Consider the following 15,047-nt stretch of genomic DNA (forward strand, 5'->3'; position numbering starts at 1 on the left):
CAAAGAATCTGGGAGGTCGTCATGATGACATCAGTTGCAAAGCGTCCCTATCGCGGCGTCTTCCCGGTGGCGCCGACCATCTTCGATGCCAATGGCAATCTCGACCTCGACGGACAGCGGCGCTGCATCGATTTCATGATCGATGCCGGCTCGCACGGCATCTGCATCCTCGCCAACTTCTCCGAGCAGTTCGTGCTGACCGATGCCGAGCGCGAGACCGTGATGCACGCCGTGCTCGATCATGTCGCGGGCCGCATCCCCGTGATCGTCACCACGACGCATTTCTCCTCGGCGGTGTGCGCCGAGCGCAGCCGGCAGGCGGAGGCCGCGGGTGCCGCGATGGTGATGATCATGCCGCCCTATCACGGCGCGACCTTCCGCGTGGGGGAGCCCGCCATCTATGAATTCTATCGCGCCGTCTCCGATGCGATCGGCATTCCGATCATGATCCAGGACGCGCCGGTGGCGGGCACGCCGCTCTCGGTCGATTTCCTGGCGCGGATGGCGAAGGAGCTCGCCAATGTCAGGTATTTCAAGATCGAGGTGCCGATGGCCGCGAACAAGCTGCGCGGTCTGATCGAGAAGGGCGGCAGCGTGATCGAGGGGCCGTGGGACGGCGAGGAGGCGATCACGCTGATGGCCGATCTCGACGCCGGCGCCACCGGTGCGATGACCGGCGGCGGCTATCCCGACGGCATCCGCCAGATCATGGATCCGTTCTTCGCCGGCAAGCGGGATGAGGCCGTGAAGGCCTATGCGCGCTGGCTGCCGCTGATCAATTACGAGAACCGGCAATGCGGGCTGCAGGCCTGCAAGGTCTTGATGCGCGAGGGCGGCGTCATCAAGTCGGACACGGTGCGCCACCCGTTGCAGCCGCTGCATCCGGCGACGCGCGCAGGCCTCATCGAGATCGCGCGCACGCTCGATCCGGTCGTGCTGCGCTGGGGAAGGTAACAGCGTTTAGGCGTCCCACGTCACCGGCAAATCCAAGAGGCCGCGGAACGCCCAGCCGCCCATCCGCGGCGGCTTGTCCTCGATCAGGCGCAGGTTCTTCAGCCGGTTGAAAATCGTGGGCAGCGCGACGTCGGCGACCATGGCGCGCGAGGCCCAGGCGCCGGCGCAGAAATGCGGACCGGCGCCGAACGCGATGCTCTTGCTGGCGTCGCGGCGGACGTCGAAGGCGTCGGGCCTGTCGAAATGCTTCTCGTCGCGGTTCGCCGAGCCGAACATCAGGAACACGCGTTCATTGGTCTCGAACGCGATATCGCGAATCGTCCAGGGCTTTGCGATCCGCCGCGGCGACATGCCGATCGGCGAGATCCAGCGCGCATATTCCTCGAAGGCCAGTAGCCACGGGACCGCGCCGCTGGTCGCCAGCGCAAGCTGGTCGGGATGGGTCAGCAGCGCCCACACCGTGCCGGCGATCGCATCGCGCGGCTCGTTCTGGCCGCCCGAGATCGCGAGCTTGATGTTGGCGCGCACGCTCTCCATCGGCATGTCTGTCTGCAACAGCACGCCGAGCAGGCTGAGGTCGGGCGTCTTGCGCAGCCTAGGGACCATGTCGTCGATCGCGGCGTCGATGCCCGAGGTCGCGGCATGGCAGCGCGCCTCGATCGCGGGATCCCCGACGTAATTGGCGATGCCGTCGATCATGCCCTGCGACCAGGCGTTCATGTCCTGGAAGCGCATGTTGGTGAGGCCGGCGATCGATTTCAGGCATTCGGCCGAGAACGGCAGCGCGAAGGCCTGCACGAAATCGACCGCCCCGTTCGGCTCCAATTCGTCGAGGATACGCGTTGCATGTCCCGCGAACTGCGCGGTCCAGTGCGACCTGACGGTCTTCGGCGAGATCGCCGGAAAGATCGCCTTGCGCTCGTTCATGTGCGCATCGCCGTCCTTGCGCATCATGTTGTGGCCCATCAATTTGTTCATCAGCCCCTCGGGCTGGTGCGATGAGAACACGTCGATCTGCTTCTCCGAGACGAAGATGTCGTCGCGGTTGCACAGCAGCGTGCTGCCGAGTTGCGGCACGAAGGCGATCGGCGCCTCCTTGCGCATGCGCGCCAGCGTCGGATAGGGATCCTGCCAGAAGGCGGGGACGTCGATGTCGAAATGGGGCGCGGTGCTCACGGGGGTATGGCCTCAGGTTTGGACCAAGCATAGGCCGGCAGGCGCCATCGGTCTGTCCCCACCGTTGGGGACAGAGCGAGGCCGTTCAAGGCGCCCTCAATTCAGCCGGCGTCCCGACGCCATCAGCCGCAGCGCGATCGCGAACAGCTCGTTCTGCGAGGAAATGCCGAGCTTGTCATAGGCGCGCTTGCGATAGGTGAGGCTGGAGTGCAGCCCGATGCCGAGATCGGCCGCGATCGCCTCCGAACTGAGGCCCGAAAGGATGCGCAGGCAGACCTCCTTCTCGCGTCCGGTCAGCCGCGCGAGCGGCTCAGTGGTTGCAAACAGGGCCTTCAGCCGTTCGATCGGATCGGCGTCCGGCGCCGGCTCGCGCTGGAAGTGCCGCGCCACGGCGGCGGTCAGCGCGGGCGCGACCGCGGCGAGGCGCGCGATCTGCGCGCGGCTGAAGCGGCCCTGCGCGGTGATCTGGTAGAAATTGACGTAGAAGCAGGTGTCACCAGTCCAGATCGCGGAGGCGAACTTGTCGACGATATCGGAGTCGTCGAAGAAGATCTTGCGGTAGCCGTCGCTGTACATGCGGCGGGCAAAGGTCGGCAGCACGATCGGCGCCGCCTGCGCCTGCCCCTCGAACACCGCATCGCGGTTCGGGTCGGCCTGATGGAAATGTTCGGAATAGGCGATCCCGAGGTCGCGCCCGGTCGGGATGTTGCCGACGTCGAGCAGGCACGCGGCGGACCGCGGGCCGGTGAACGAGAACACCATGCAATGACCGACACCGGCGACGCGGCGCAGCGCGCCGATCAGGGCCTGCGGAAAGCCGTCGCGGCCGATCGCCAGCAGCGCCGGCGTGATGTCGCTGATAGCAGGCGTCTTGAAGGCGAGATCTGCCTTCATGGTGTGTCCTCCCCGTGTTTCGGGAAGACTAGCAGCGACATCACGGGGGTGGAAGCGGCGTCAGACGCCCGGCACCTGGTCGAGGAAGCCGGTGATGCTCCTGATCCGGCCATCCTTCAGCATGGCGAAGTCGGTGCCCTTGATCGGGCTGTCAATGCCGTCAGGGCCGAGGCCCCAGGAGAAGCGGACGTGATCGCCGAAGCCGTTCGGCTCGCCGATCAGCTTGAAGCGAAAGTCCGGAAACTTCTGCTGCACGCCCGCGATCAGCGCGTCGACGCCCTCATGGCCGTCGCCGCTCATCAAGGGATCGACATAGCGCGCGTCGGCGGTCCAGTTCTCGCTCAGCATCTCACGGCGCCGGCTCGGCGTCCGCTCGTTCCAGAGCGCGATGTAGTTGCGGGCGATGGTTGCGTGGTCGGTCATGGTGCTCTCCTTCTGATGCGCCGGACTTAAGCGGCTGTCCGGACTATCGAAGGTTCGCCTGCGCCGATCGATTACCTTGGAGGTCATCGCGCGAGCTACGGCGCGATGGTCAGCACCGCCTTCATGTTGGGGTGGTAGCGGCAGTAATAGTCGACCGTGCCGGCCTTGGTCAGGACCGACTTGATCGTCTGCTTCGGCGCGATCGTCAGGTCGAAATCGCCGTTCTTCGCGGTGGCGGTGTGGGCCAACACGTCCTTGTTGACCCATTCGACGGTGTCGCCGACCTTGGCGGATACCTCGGCCGGCGAGATCACCAGATTCTCCATCACGATCTGGATGGTGGCCGCATGCGCCGGGACGGCCATCGCGCCGAGCGCGAACACAGCGAGCGTGGCGAGATAGCGTCCTGGCAGCATCATGTGTCTCCTTACTTCAGGCTGGCCGCGACATGTTCGGCATGCTGCTGATGGCCCTGGAATATCTTCAGGCCGGTTTGCAGCAGGCCCTTCAGCTCGGGATTGCTTGCCGAGGGGATCAGCTGCGTCTCCAGCGCGGTGTTGACGGTCTTGTGGTAGGCAACCTCGTTGTCGATATAGGCCTTGTCGTAGGCGGCACCCTTCAGCTTGCCGAGCTCGGCGAGCTTGTCGGCCGCCTGTTTCGACAGTGCCTTGCTGGTGTCGTTGTCCTCCGGCGTCACCTTCAGCCTTTTGGCGAGGTCGAGCGCCTGCTTGTTGACCGCCTCATGGTCGCGCGCCATGTCCTTGGCGAACGCCTTGACCTCCTTGTTGGAGGCTTTCTCTTCCGCCTGCTTGGCGGCATTGATGTCGATCACGCCTGCCGTGTAGGCGATGTGCGCGATCTGCGGATCGGTCGGCTTTGCGCCTTGGGCCTGCGCAGCGCCGGTGAGAAGGCCGAGCGCGGCGGCCGCGATGCTCAATCGAACGAACATGGTTTGACACTCCTGTTGAGCCGGCTTAGCGCGCGGCACGTCGTTGCTTGCACAGGAGTTGGATGGTGCGGGCCGCCAGAGGTTCCCGAAAATCTATGCTGTGATGCCGAGCCGTTTCAGCACTGCCTCGGTCAATCGCTCGCAGCGTCGGCCCGCGAAGGGAAACGCCTCCATCACGATGGGGCCGATCTTCCGCTCGACATTGTCGCGCAGCATGGTCCGGGCGCGGTGCAGGCGGGTCTTCACGGTTTCCGGCTTCAGGCCGAGGATGTCAGCGGTCTCCTCGACATTCATGCCCTCGATCACGCGGGTGATGAAGACGAGGCGGAACGGCTCGGGCAACTCATCGATCGCGTGCTCGACGACATGCTGGATTTCGCGCTGGGCCATGGATTTTTCCGGATCGTCTGCTGACGACAGGGGAAACTGAATGATCTGGGCTTCTACGGCACCTTTCGGCAGCTCGGACCACTCAACGGTTGTTTGCTTGCTGCGCAGGCGGCCGAGCGCCTCGTTGATCGCGATCCGCGACAGCCAGGTCGAAAGGCTGGAGCCGCCGCGGAATTGGTCCAGATGGGTGAAGGCGCGCACGTAGGCGTCCTGCACCACATCCTCGGCCTCGTGGTCGTTGCGCAGGATGCCGCGCGCCAGCCGGAACAGCCGGCGATTGTTGGCTTGCATGATGGCGCGGATCGCGGCCTCGTCGCGGGCGAGCGCGCGTTGCACGAGCTCGGCATCGCCTGAGCTGATCGGCGGCAAGGACGTGACATGGGCCTGGCGCATGGCGGGATCGCCCTCACTGTTGGCGGAATAATACCATTGGATGCCGACCGGACGCGCAGGTTCCCGAGAAAATGGCGGCCGGTCGAGAAATGCGCCGATCAGCCGCTACGGCCTGATATAGGCCTCCGGATCGCCGCGCGCGTGCGCTTCCATCGCGTCGAGGAAGCAGCGCACCTTGGCCGGGACAAATTGCCGCGCCGGCAGCAGCGCGTGCACGTTGAGCGGCTCGCAGGCATGATCGGGCAACAGCCGCCGCAACTGCCCGGCCGCCACCGCGGCGCGGGTGTAGCTCGCCGTCACCCGCAACATGCCATGGCCGGCGAGCGCGGCCTGCAGGCGGACATGGGCATTTGAGCTCGTGAGGCGCGCGCGATCGACGGCGAGATGCTCGACGGCACCGCCGGGCGCGGTGATCGCCCATGGCGGATCGCTGGGGCCGGTCAACAGCGGCAGCTTTCTGAGTTCGTCCAGCGTGCGCGGCTCGCCGAATTTCTCCAGCAGCGCCGGTGCCGCGAACAGGCCGCGCTCGAGGGTGAAGACGCGGCGGATCACGATGCCGGCCGACGGCAGCGGCGCCTCCAGCATCGCGAACACGATGTCGTAGTTCTCGGCGATCGGATTGACGATGTCGTGCTCGACGTCGATCCGGATTGCAAGCTCGGGGTAGCGGCCCATCACCGCGCAGGCGACCGGTCCCGCGTGATGCGCGCCGAATTCGTACGGTGCCTTGATGCGGAGCGTGCCCGCGACCGCGCTCGACATCGCCAGCGCCTCGCTGTGGGTATCGTGCAGCGCGGCGAACAGCGGGCGCACCTTGCGATAGATGGTCTCGCCGGAATCGGTCAGCCGCAGGTGCCGCGTGGTCCGCTCGATCAGCCGCAGCCCGAGATTGGCCTCGAGCCGCTGCACCGCAGCACTGAGGCTCGATTTGGGATGCCCGAGCACGCGCGCGGCCGCGGTGAAGCCGCCATGCTCGACAACCTCGCAAAACAGCTCCCAGTCGCGCCATTCCATGGCCGATTGTCCATCCACCGGTACAGTGTGTCCAGCCAAATCGGATTATCGCGATGGCCGGGATCACCTAACCTGATTGCAAGCAACATTGCATCGGGAGGGTGACATGGCGGTTGACTTGGCTGACGACGGAATTTTCCTGCGCAACGCCTGGTACGTGGCGGCGATGAACCACGAACTGATCGACGGCAAGAAGCTGGCGCGCACCATCCTGGAGCGGCCGATCGTGATCTATCGCGGCACCAGCGGAAGGGTCGTCGCGCTCGACGACCGTTGCTGCCATCGCGCCGCGCCGCTCTCGATGGGGCGCGTCGAGGGCGACGACATCAGGTGCATGTATCACGGCATGAAGTTCGCGGCCGACGGCAAGTGCATCCAGATTCCCGGCCAGGACGCGATCCCCGCCAAGCTCGGCGTGCGCAGCTATCCGGTGGTCGAACGCTACAACATGATCTTCATCTGGACCGGCGATCCTGAGAAGGCCGATCCGAAGCTGATCCTCGACTATCCGCCGCTCGAGGATCCCAAATGGCGCGGCCTGCCGGGCTACATGCACTACAAGGCCAACTGGCTCTTGATCGTCGACAACCTCAGCGACTTCGCGCACCTCGCCTTCGTGCACACCAACACGCTCGGCGGTTCCGAGGAATACGCCTACAAGACCAAGCCGGTCGCGATCGAGAAGCTCGATGACGGTTTCCGCGTCGAGCGCTGGCACATGGGCGCCGATGCGCCGCCCTACCACAAGAAGGTGATTTCCAACCGCGACGACAAGGTCGACCGCCGCAACATCGGCCGCATGATCGTGCCGGGCATCTTCACGCTCGACACGACGTTTGCACCGGCCGGGCAGGGCGTTGAGAAGGGCGTCCAGGTTCCGGGTACGCGGCAGTACCGCAACGCGCAGTTCATGACGCCGGAGACGCGCTCGTCGACGCACTTCTTCTGGAACTATTTGCACGATTTCGACATCGACAATCCGAACATCGCGTTGTCGCTGCGGCATTCCCTCGAGGAGGCCTTCAACGAGGACAAGGATTTCATCGAGGCGCAGCAGAAGGTGCTCGATGCCGATCCGGATTATCAGCTGCTCGCGATCGGCGCCGATGCGCCGCTGACCTATTTCCGCTGGCTGTTCGCGCGCAGGCTCGATGCGGAGCGCACCGCCGCCCGAGCGGCCTAGTTGGCGCGGCCGGTGGCCGTCTTCCGGGCCGGAACGTCATGTCGGGGTCGCGAGATCGTGAACCCCGGCATGGCCGCCACTCCCTTTGATTTGGCGTAAAACTTTCGATCTGAATTCGTCGGTTCTTGATCGGGGTCAAGGTTTCGACCCGTGCCGTCCGCACCATGTCGGCGGCGATCAATCGGTGAATGACTTTGACCGAAAACGCGAAGCCACCGGAACGGGAGACGGGCGTCGTCGAGGCGCAGCACGCTTGGCTGTGGCCATTTGAAGCCACAAGACTGGTGCTTGACGCCTATTGGCAGTGGTACGCCGACCTCGCACCCGGTCATGCAGACCCGCCTGACGCACAGCTCGCCTGGACGACGCCGAACAGGATCGTGCTCGAACTGCCGTCGATGCGTCTGTTGGATTTTTCGCGCAGCGCCGGCGGCCAGCCGCTGCTGGTCTGTGCGCCCTACGCACTGCACCGCGCGCTGATTGCGGATTTCGCGCCCGGCCACAGCCTGATCGAGGCGCTCGAACAGTCGGGCATCGCGCGTCTGTATCTCACCGATTGGCGCTCGGCCACGCCTGAGATGCGCTATTTCTCGATCGACAGCTATCTCTCCGACCTCAACGTCGCCGTCGACACGATCGGACCGCCGGTCGATCTTGTCGGTCTCTGCCAGGGCGGATGGCTGTCGCTGCTCTATGCCGCGCGCTTCCCCGGCAAGGTGCGGCGGCTCGTGCTGGCGAGCACCCCGATCGATGTCTCGGTGCCATCGCAGCTCTCCGGGATGGTGGCCGCGCTGCCCGAACAGAGCTTCGCGGCGCTGGTGCGTCAGGGCGACGGCGTCGTCAGCGGCAGGCAGATGCTGCAATGCTGGAGTATTCCCTTTGGCCTGCAGGATGTGGAAGCCGTGCTGCAACGGGGCCTCCGCGACGCATCGGACGATGCCGCTTCGCTGCTCGATCGCTTCCAGCGCTGGAATCGCGAGACGCTTGATCTGCCGGGTGTCTACTATCTCGAGGTGATCAACTGGATTTTCCGTCAGAACCGGATCGCCCGCGGAGACTTCGTCGCGCTCGGCCGCAGGATCGATCTCGCCGAGGTGAAGACGCCGGCCTTCCTGCTCGCTGCTGACGATGACATCGTTGTTCCGCTCGATCAGGCGTTTGCGACAGCTCGGCTGTTGGGCACGCCGCCGATGTCGCTGGAGCGTGCCGCCGAACCGTGCGGGCACCTCGGCCTGTTCATGGGCCGCAAGGCCTTGACCGGCTCATGGCGCCGGATCGTGCGCTGGCTTCAATCCGACATCGGTGATGCCTCGGCTCAACGACCACGGATCAGCGCCTAAGGTTGCCGACAAAACAAGCCCCGGATTGCGGTCTGCAATCCGGGGCTTCGAGAGGTCTCGCTCGATCGGCGTGCGCGCGTTTACTTGGCCGCGACGACCATGATCTCGACATTGTACTGCGGCGCCGCGAGCTTGGCCTCGACGGTGGCGCGGGCCGGGGTGTTGCCCTGGGAGACCCACTGGTCCCACACCGCGTTCATCTCCGGGAACGTCTTCATGTCGGTGATGTAGATCGTCGCGCTGAGCAGCTTCGACTTGTCGGTGTCGGCCTTGGCGAGGTGACCGTCGATGATCGACAGGATTTCCTTGGTCTGGTCGGTGACGCTGCCGCCCGCGGCCTTGCCGGCGACGACGCCGGCGAGATAGACGGTGTTGCCGTGCACGACGGCCTGGCTCATGCGCGGGCCGGTTTCGAAACGCTGAATGCTCATTTGGGTCTCCACTTGACTGGCGGGCATGTCTATAGCGTTTTCAAGCGAAGTGGCTACCGGTTCGCGTGAAGAAACGCGTCAAAACAAGAGATCGAGAGGTCTGGTTCTGATTTGATCAGAACCAAACCTCTATACTGCCACGGCGCCCGCCGCCACTGCGCATTTTGCAGCGCGCACCTCATGGAAATCGCGCAAAGAACGCCCAAATTGTGTCGGCGCCGTCGATGTCACCGTTCTGCGGTCCGAGCAGCGCGGCCGCCAGCTTGGTAAAATGCGCATCCGGAAAGTGGCCGGGCATGCGATGACCGCCGCCATTGACCCGATAGAGCACCACGTCACGTCCTTGCGGACAGTCCGAGTCGATCCGCGTCACAGTCGATTGGTCGGAGGGATTGCGGTCGGGCAGATCGGCGGTCGCGGCGTCGTTGCTTTCGCAGCCGTTGATGCGTCGCCAGAATTGCAGGGAGCGTTCGGTCGACCAGAATTCGTCGGCTGCGAAAGTGCTGGTGCCGCGTCCGCCCTGGTAGGGGATCAGCGGATCGACCGTGCCGTTCATCAGGAGCATCGGCACCGGACGCTGCGGCCAGCAGGCCGGCGCGGATTCATCTGTCAGGTTCATGACGACGCTGGCCGCGGCGGCGAACAGGCCGGCGCGTTCGCAGGCCAGCGTCATCGCCATCGCGCCGCCGTTGGAGATGCCGGTGACATAGATCCGCTTCGGATCGGCGATGCCGTCGCCCACGAGCTTTGCGATCAACTGCGTGATGAAGGCGACGTCGTCGGTGCCTTCAGGCGGCGCATGGCCGGCGCGCCGCGCGTCCGGCCGCGAGTCGGCCCAGGCGTGGTTCAATCCATCGGGATAGGCCACCGCGAAGCCATCGCGCCTGGCGATCAGCGGCCATGATGTCCGCGTGATCATGTCGGCGCCGCTCTGGGTATTGCCGTGCAGCACGATGACGAGCGGCGCAGGCCTGGTCGCCGGTGGCTGCAGCGTGAATGTGCGTGTCGTGCCGTTGATGGCGAGCGAATCCGCCTTCGCCGGCGCGTTGCTCAAGGCGAGTACGCCGGCCACAGCCAGCACGCCGATTGGGCACTGTCGCATCGCCTTGGAAACCCGCCCTGTCGCGACGATTGCAGCACGCCGGCGAGGTGGGTTCAACCGGTCTGGCCGGGCCGCGGCTTCACGATCGAGTTGGCGCCTTCAATGCGCCGGCCCAGCGTGCGAACAACGCCACCTGCTCAGCCGGCCAGGCACCGTCGCACGGCATCGTGCCGGCCTCAAGACGCGCCAGAATCTGCCGACCATGCCTCGCAACATCCTCCTCTTTCCAGAGGTCGAAGGCGAACAGCATCGAGTTGCGATCCATCGGCCGGAACAGCGGCCGGATATGCTTTTCGAATAGCACGGTCTCGTCGTTGCCGGGCAGGGCCACGCCGACGTCGTTCGCAGTCTGCGCGTCGGCTGCGATCGCGGACGGCCGCGCCGCCGGCGTCGCATTGCAGACCCACCACCAGCGCGGCACCGGCATGTTCGGCGGCGGTTTCGCATCGGCTCCGGAATTCTCCACCGCGATCCGCGAGCCCCACTCGATATAGGCGACGAAGGCGGCGCGGAATTCCGGATCGGACGGCAGCCCGGCATCGTCGGCGCTCTGCACCATGTAGGTGGCCCACAGCGCGCGCTGCTCCGGCCGGATCTCCTTGCCGATATGCTGCGACACCATCCGCCGATAGCCGCCATAGCGCTCGGTGTAGAAGCGCGGGCCGCCGAACACCTCGCTGAGCCACGCCGCCACCCGTTCGGGATGATCCGGCGACATCTCGGCGAACAGTGGGCCGAGCAGCGGATCTTCCGGCACGTAGCGGCTATAGAAGATGCGCGTCATGTCGAGCAGCGCCGGATAGCCGCCGGCCCATTCGAACAGCGTCGGTTCGCGCACCGGATCGGGAACGGGATCGTGAAATCCGACGGTCCAGTGCATGCCGCTGCAGAACGGCTTGTTCAGTGACGCGCCGCAACGGCACAGGCTGACATGCTCCTGCGACGCGCCCGCATTCCCCGTGATCGACATGCCGTCCTCATCGACCAGTTCGACAGAACCGGTGACGCGATAGGGACCGTCCTTCGACACTTCGATCTGCGGCGGCCGGCTGACGTCGGACAGATTGGCATCCCGCTCGGGGCCGATGCCGATGCCGAGCGCGCCCGAGGGGCATCGGCGCACCGCATTGATGAGGTCGTCGAGCCGCGCGCCGCTCGGCGCGATGAAGGGCTCGTTGCCGAGATGGAACACCGAATTGAGCCGCCCGGTGCAGAAGCCGGAATGCGCACAGGTGCCGCGATTGTCGAACACGAACGCCTGCTGCCCGGCATAGACCTCGATCTTGTCGGGCACGCGCCGCGGATCGCGGGCGTCGGTGAAGCCGCGCGCGACGTGGCTGTCGTCGCAGAACGGCTTGGTCTGCGATTGTCCGCAACGGCAGAGCCGCACCGATTCGTCGGCTGCGATCGGCACGCCGAGATGATCGACGATCGGAATGCCGGGCTCGACTTCGTAGGGCCCGTTGCGTCTGACGATGATGCGCTTGCGATTGTGCCTGTCGCTCGGACCCTGGGCGGAATTGTCGTCTGTCATGCCTTGCTTTTGATCCCTGAACTCGCCCAACCCGTGCAAGGCGTGCTTAGATGGATCGATGGCGGCGCTCAACGAACCAGATGGAAAGTGCCGCGGGAGAGTGGGCTATCGCATATGAAGGAAATCTGGCGGGCACTATTCTCGCGGCCATCCTTCGAGACGCCCGCCTTCGGCGGGCTCCTCAGGATGAGGCCTCGTTTTGCGGTACAATCCCAGACCCTCATGGTGAGGAGCGCCGCTTGCGGCGCGTCTCGAACCACGAGGCCCTATTGCTCCACAGCGGCAGCAGCGGCATATGCGATTGCCCTACGCGGGAGACTGCGATGATCCGCAAGACCAAGCGCAAATATGGTTGCCCGGTCGAGTTCTCGATCGATCAGCTCAGCGGCAAATGGAAGACCGTGATCCTGAGCCGGCTGAAGGTCCGGCCGATGCGCTATGGCGAATTGCGCCACGACATCCCGCAGCTCAGCGACAAGGTTTTGACCGAGCGCCTGCGCGATCTCTGCAATTCGGGTTTCGTCAAGCAGGAGCGCGGCGGCGGCTCCTCGCGCTATTGCCTGACCAAGCGCGGCGAGATGCTGAAACCGATGCTGCAGGCGCTCTATGATTGGGGCGAGGCCAATGCCGACACGTTCGGCGTCCGCTTCGCGAGCGCGGAGGCGGAGTAGGGCAAAGATGGGATTGAGCTGTCGCCGCGTACCAAGGCGCGTCCCCTCTCCCGCCTGCGACGTGGAAGCGTCAGTTGCAGAAGCCCGCAAACGCCAAATGCGCCGCCTTGGGCGAGGGACATTTGCAGAATTTCGGAATATTAGAAGTATGCCCCTGAGTTGCCCGACGCGTCAAGTCGTTTTTCCGAATGCCGGTCACCGCCGACTCCTTTGCATGGGGTTGTTTTCGATATTTTGGCGGCGCCCCCTGCGGCGGTTCCATCACTTCATATTGCTTTAATGGACGTCCGGCCGGAACCATACGCAAGGAAAGCTCGTTGTCGCGGGATGTGTTGGGGGCAATCAACACAAGGAATGCTCATGCGCATCCGCATCTCTACGGCATCCATCATCGCTGCGGCGCTCTCGCTTGGAACACCTGCCTTGGCGCAAACGCAGGGAACGCAACCGAAGACGCCGCCGCAGGCACCGCAGGCTCAGTCCGAGGAGTCCAACGTCATCCGGAGCATACAGGTCGTGGACGTCAAGGACCTGAAGCCCGAAGTCCGGACAAGGGTCGAGGCTGTTGTCGCGAAGGCAAGCGAAGAAGACCTGCGGAACCTGCGGGGTTCCATCGACGCGTCCACCGAAGCGACATCCGCGCTCAAGGCGAAGGGCCTGAGCTCGGCACAGGTTGTCGCGGTCAATCTCAGCAACGGCATTCTTACGCTCTTCACCAAGGTGGCGTGAGCGCCAGGACAGTTGAAGCAATTCTGGCTCAATGACGAGAGCCCGCCGGTTCAAACCCGGCGGGCTCTTCCATTTCCGTTTCGCCATTTCTTCCGTGACGAGGGGACTTGCCTCAACTCACGGCCTTCGCCGCCGCGCGCCCGGCACTGCGGCCCGAGAACAGGCAGCCGCCGAGGAACGTTCCCTCCAGCGAGCGATAGCCATGCACGCCGCCGCCGCCGAAACCGGCGGCTTCGCCGGCCGCATAGAGCCCGCCGATGATCTGGTGATCCCTGCCGAACACGCGTGAATCCAGGTCGGTCTCGAAGCCGCCGAGCGTCTTGCGGGTGAGGATGTTGAGCTTCACCGCGATCAGCGGACCGTGCTCGGGGTCGAGGATGCGGTGCGGTTTCGCGGTCCGGATCAGCCTGTCGCCGATATAGCGCCGCGCATTGTGCAGGTTCATCACCTGCGCATCCTTGACGTAGGGATTGGTGATCTCGCGATCGCGCGCCTCGATCTGCGTCCTGATGGCGTCGAGTTTCAGCAGATCGTTGCCGGCGAGCTTGTTCATGGCGCCGACGAGGTCGGCGAGATTGTCGCGCACGATGAAGTCGGCGCCGTGCTGCTTGAAGGCCTCCACCGGTGCCGGCGCGCCCTTGTTGGTGGCGCGCTTGACCGTCATCCGCCAGCTCTTGCCGGTGAGATCGGGGTTCTGTTCCGAGCCCGACAGCGCGAACTCCTTCTTGATGATGCTCTGGGTCAGGATGAACCACGAATAATCGTAGCCCGTGCCCATGATGTAGTGCAGTTGCCCGAGCGTGTCGGAGCCCGGGAACAGCGGCGCCGGCAGCCGCTTGCCGGTGGCGTTGAACCACAGCGACGACGGGCCTGGCAGGATCCGGATGCCGTGACGCGGCCAGATCGGGTTCCAGTTCTGGATGCCCTCGACATAGTGCCACATGCGATCGCGGTTGATCAGCCGGCCGCCCGCGGCCTCGGTGATGCCGATCATGCGGCCGTCGACATGTTCGGGCACGCCTGAGATCATGAACTTCGGCGGCTCGCCGAGCCGCTTCGGCCAGTTCTGCCGCACCAGGTCATGATTGCCGCCGATCCCGCCGGAGGCGACGATTACCGCCTGCGCGCGCAGGGAAAAGTCGCCGACGACGTTGCGCGAGGAACTCTTGCCGCGCTCGACGGAAGTCTGCTCCAGGATCGCGCCGCTGACGCCGTCGACCGTGCCGTTGCTGACGCTGAGCGCATCGACACGATGGCGGAACTTGAACGCCAGCAATCCGCTCTTCGCAGCCTCGCGCGCGCGGCGCTCGAACGGCTCGACGATGCCGGGGCCGGTGCCCCAGGTGACGTGGAAGCGCGGCACCGAATTGCCATGGCCCATCGCGTCGTAACCGCCGCGCTCCGCCCAGCCCACGACCGGGAAAATACGGTGGCCCATCGCGCGCAGCCAGTCGCGCTTCTCGCCGGCTGCGAACGCGACATAGGCTTCGGCCCATTTGCGCGGCCAGTGATCCTCGTCACGATCGAAACCCGCGGTCCCCATCCAGTCCTGTAGTGCGAGGTCTGCGGAGTCCTTGATGCCGAGCCGGCGCTGTTCCGGCGAATCGACCAGGAACAGTCCGCCGAACGACCAGAAAGCCTGGCCGCCGATGCTCTGTTCCCCTTCCTGGTCGAGCACAATGACGTGTTTGCCTGCGTCGGCGATCTCGGTTGCGGCGACGAGACCGGCAAGTCCGGCGCCTATCACGATCACATCTGCATCGTCGGCCATGTTTGATTCCCCCCGTCCCGCCGCGATTCAAGACCGCCTCATTGCGCGCGGTCAACGTCAAATGGACCTTGCCTGTGGCGGCGAGGGCACCAA

General features: G+C 64.9%; 17 protein-coding genes. 5 read left to right on the forward strand and 12 right to left on the reverse strand.

Features of this window, described 5'->3' with window-relative positions; all coding sequences use genetic code 11:
* Positions 1 to 24: 24 nt before the first annotated feature.
* Positions 25 to 954, forward strand: coding sequence for a dihydrodipicolinate synthase family protein (locus ACVILL_RS16225; protein WP_456734273.1), 930 nt, complete (start codon positions 25 to 27; stop codon positions 952 to 954).
* A gap of 6 nt (positions 955 to 960) precedes the next feature.
* Here the strand turns inward: ACVILL_RS16225 and ACVILL_RS16230 are convergent, their stop codons facing one another.
* The 7 genes from ACVILL_RS16230 to ACVILL_RS16260 form a co-directional block, all read right to left on the reverse strand.
* Entirely contained in the window at positions 961 to 2,130 is a 1,170-nt protein-coding gene (locus tag ACVILL_RS16230; RefSeq protein WP_456729972.1) for a cytochrome P450, read from the reverse strand.
* 96 nt (positions 2,131 to 2,226) lie between these two features.
* Entirely contained in the window at positions 2,227 to 3,024 is a 798-nt protein-coding gene (locus ACVILL_RS16235; protein ID WP_456729973.1) for a helix-turn-helix transcriptional regulator, read from the reverse strand.
* 60 nt (positions 3,025 to 3,084) lie between these two features.
* Positions 3,085 to 3,447, reverse strand: coding sequence for a nuclear transport factor 2 family protein (locus ACVILL_RS16240; RefSeq protein WP_456729974.1), 363 nt, complete (start codon positions 3,445 to 3,447; stop codon positions 3,085 to 3,087).
* Between the two features lie 95 nt (positions 3,448 to 3,542).
* Positions 3,543 to 3,863 carry a cupredoxin domain-containing protein gene (locus ACVILL_RS16245; protein ID WP_456729975.1) on the reverse strand — a complete coding sequence of 107 codons (321 nt, stop codon included), beginning with the start codon at positions 3,861 to 3,863 and terminating at the stop codon, positions 3,543 to 3,545.
* Positions 3,864 to 3,874: 11 nt separating this feature from the next.
* Entirely contained in the window at positions 3,875 to 4,396 is a 522-nt protein-coding gene (locus tag ACVILL_RS16250) for a DUF4142 domain-containing protein (RefSeq protein WP_456729976.1), read from the reverse strand.
* A gap of 93 nt (positions 4,397 to 4,489) precedes the next feature.
* Entirely contained in the window at positions 4,490 to 5,179 is a 690-nt protein-coding gene (locus tag ACVILL_RS16255; RefSeq protein WP_456729977.1) for an RNA polymerase sigma factor, read from the reverse strand.
* Positions 5,180 to 5,284: 105 nt separating this feature from the next.
* The gene (locus ACVILL_RS16260) at positions 5,285 to 6,193 is read right to left on the reverse strand and encodes a LysR family transcriptional regulator (protein ID WP_456729978.1); all 909 of its coding nucleotides are present in this window, start codon (positions 6,191 to 6,193) and stop codon (positions 5,285 to 5,287) included.
* Between the two features lie 106 nt (positions 6,194 to 6,299).
* Between ACVILL_RS16260 and ACVILL_RS16265 the strand changes: the two genes are divergently transcribed.
* Together ACVILL_RS16265 and ACVILL_RS16270 are read left to right on the forward strand one after the other, a co-directional pair.
* Positions 6,300 to 7,376 carry an aromatic ring-hydroxylating dioxygenase subunit alpha gene (locus tag ACVILL_RS16265; RefSeq protein WP_456729979.1) on the forward strand — a complete coding sequence of 359 codons (1,077 nt, stop codon included), beginning with the start codon at positions 6,300 to 6,302 and terminating at the stop codon, positions 7,374 to 7,376.
* Positions 7,377 to 7,570: 194 nt separating this feature from the next.
* Positions 7,571 to 8,716 carry an alpha/beta fold hydrolase gene (locus tag ACVILL_RS16270; RefSeq protein ID WP_456734274.1) on the forward strand — a complete coding sequence of 382 codons (1,146 nt, stop codon included), beginning with the start codon at positions 7,571 to 7,573 and terminating at the stop codon, positions 8,714 to 8,716.
* Positions 8,717 to 8,796: 80 nt separating this feature from the next.
* On the opposite strand, the gene ACVILL_RS16275 is transcribed toward ACVILL_RS16270, so the two are convergent.
* The 3 genes from ACVILL_RS16275 to ACVILL_RS16285 all read right to left on the reverse strand — a co-directional run bounded on the left by ACVILL_RS16275 (position 8,797) and on the right by ACVILL_RS16285 (position 11,783).
* A complete protein-coding gene (locus tag ACVILL_RS16275) occupies positions 8,797 to 9,147 on the reverse strand; it encodes a RidA family protein (protein WP_456729980.1) in 351 nt (116 codons plus the stop codon).
* Between the two features lie 178 nt (positions 9,148 to 9,325).
* Positions 9,326 to 10,249, reverse strand: a complete 924-nt coding sequence (locus tag ACVILL_RS16280) for an alpha/beta hydrolase family esterase (protein ID WP_456729981.1) — start codon at positions 10,247 to 10,249, stop codon at positions 9,326 to 9,328.
* 79 nt (positions 10,250 to 10,328) lie between these two features.
* Positions 10,329 to 11,783, reverse strand: a complete 1,455-nt coding sequence (locus ACVILL_RS16285; RefSeq protein ID WP_456729982.1) for a CDGSH iron-sulfur domain-containing protein — start codon at positions 11,781 to 11,783, stop codon at positions 10,329 to 10,331.
* 323 nt (positions 11,784 to 12,106) lie between these two features.
* Here ACVILL_RS16285 and ACVILL_RS16290 point away from each other — a divergent pair, with 323 nt between their 5' ends.
* Entirely contained in the window at positions 12,107 to 12,454 is a 348-nt protein-coding gene (locus ACVILL_RS16290) for a winged helix-turn-helix transcriptional regulator (protein WP_146988880.1), read from the forward strand.
* Between the two features lie 70 nt (positions 12,455 to 12,524).
* Here the strand turns inward: ACVILL_RS16290 and ACVILL_RS16295 are convergent, their stop codons facing one another.
* Positions 12,525 to 12,803 carry a hypothetical protein gene (locus ACVILL_RS16295; RefSeq protein WP_456729983.1) on the reverse strand — a complete coding sequence of 93 codons (279 nt, stop codon included), beginning with the start codon at positions 12,801 to 12,803 and terminating at the stop codon, positions 12,525 to 12,527.
* Between the two features lie 11 nt (positions 12,804 to 12,814).
* Here ACVILL_RS16295 and ACVILL_RS16300 point away from each other — a divergent pair, with 11 nt between their 5' ends.
* Entirely contained in the window at positions 12,815 to 13,183 is a 369-nt protein-coding gene (locus ACVILL_RS16300) for a hypothetical protein (RefSeq protein ID WP_456729984.1), read from the forward strand.
* A gap of 112 nt (positions 13,184 to 13,295) precedes the next feature.
* On the opposite strand, the gene ACVILL_RS16305 is transcribed toward ACVILL_RS16300, so the two are convergent.
* Entirely contained in the window at positions 13,296 to 14,954 is a 1,659-nt protein-coding gene (locus tag ACVILL_RS16305) for an FAD-binding dehydrogenase (protein WP_456729985.1), read from the reverse strand.
* Positions 14,955 to 15,047 lie beyond the last annotated feature (93 nt).

Source organism: Bradyrhizobium sp. USDA 3364, from assembly GCF_054056355.1.

Bases quoted from the DNA above. Each gene is read 5' to 3' on its own strand.
- ACVILL_RS16225 (WP_456734273.1), top strand. From the start codon at position 25: ATGACATCAGTTGCAAAGCGTCCCTATCGCGGCGTCTTCCCGGTGGCG.
- ACVILL_RS16235 (WP_456729973.1), bottom strand. From the start codon at position 3,024: ATGAAGGCAGATCTCGCCTTCAAGACGCCTGCTATCAGCGACATCACG.
- ACVILL_RS16240 (WP_456729974.1), bottom strand. From the start codon at position 3,447: ATGACCGACCACGCAACCATCGCCCGCAACTACATCGCGCTCTGGAAC.
- ACVILL_RS16245 (WP_456729975.1), bottom strand. From the start codon at position 3,863: ATGCTGCCAGGACGCTATCTCGCCACGCTCGCTGTGTTCGCGCTCGGC.
- ACVILL_RS16250 (WP_456729976.1), bottom strand. From the start codon at position 4,396: ATGTTCGTTCGATTGAGCATCGCGGCCGCCGCGCTCGGCCTTCTCACC.
- ACVILL_RS16255 (WP_456729977.1), bottom strand. From the start codon at position 5,179: ATGCGCCAGGCCCATGTCACGTCCTTGCCGCCGATCAGCTCAGGCGAT.
- ACVILL_RS16260 (WP_456729978.1), bottom strand. From the start codon at position 6,193: ATGGAATGGCGCGACTGGGAGCTGTTTTGCGAGGTTGTCGAGCATGGC.
- ACVILL_RS16265 (WP_456729979.1), top strand. From the start codon at position 6,300: ATGGCGGTTGACTTGGCTGACGACGGAATTTTCCTGCGCAACGCCTGG.
- ACVILL_RS16275 (WP_456729980.1), bottom strand. From the start codon at position 9,147: ATGAGCATTCAGCGTTTCGAAACCGGCCCGCGCATGAGCCAGGCCGTC.
- ACVILL_RS16280 (WP_456729981.1), bottom strand. From the start codon at position 10,249: ATGCGACAGTGCCCAATCGGCGTGCTGGCTGTGGCCGGCGTACTCGCC.
- ACVILL_RS16285 (WP_456729982.1), bottom strand. From the start codon at position 11,783: ATGACAGACGACAATTCCGCCCAGGGTCCGAGCGACAGGCACAATCGC.
- ACVILL_RS16290 (WP_146988880.1), top strand. From the start codon at position 12,107: ATGATCCGCAAGACCAAGCGCAAATATGGTTGCCCGGTCGAGTTCTCG.
- ACVILL_RS16300 (WP_456729984.1), top strand. From the start codon at position 12,815: ATGCGCATCCGCATCTCTACGGCATCCATCATCGCTGCGGCGCTCTCG.
- ACVILL_RS16305 (WP_456729985.1), bottom strand. From the start codon at position 14,954: ATGGCCGACGATGCAGATGTGATCGTGATAGGCGCCGGACTTGCCGGT.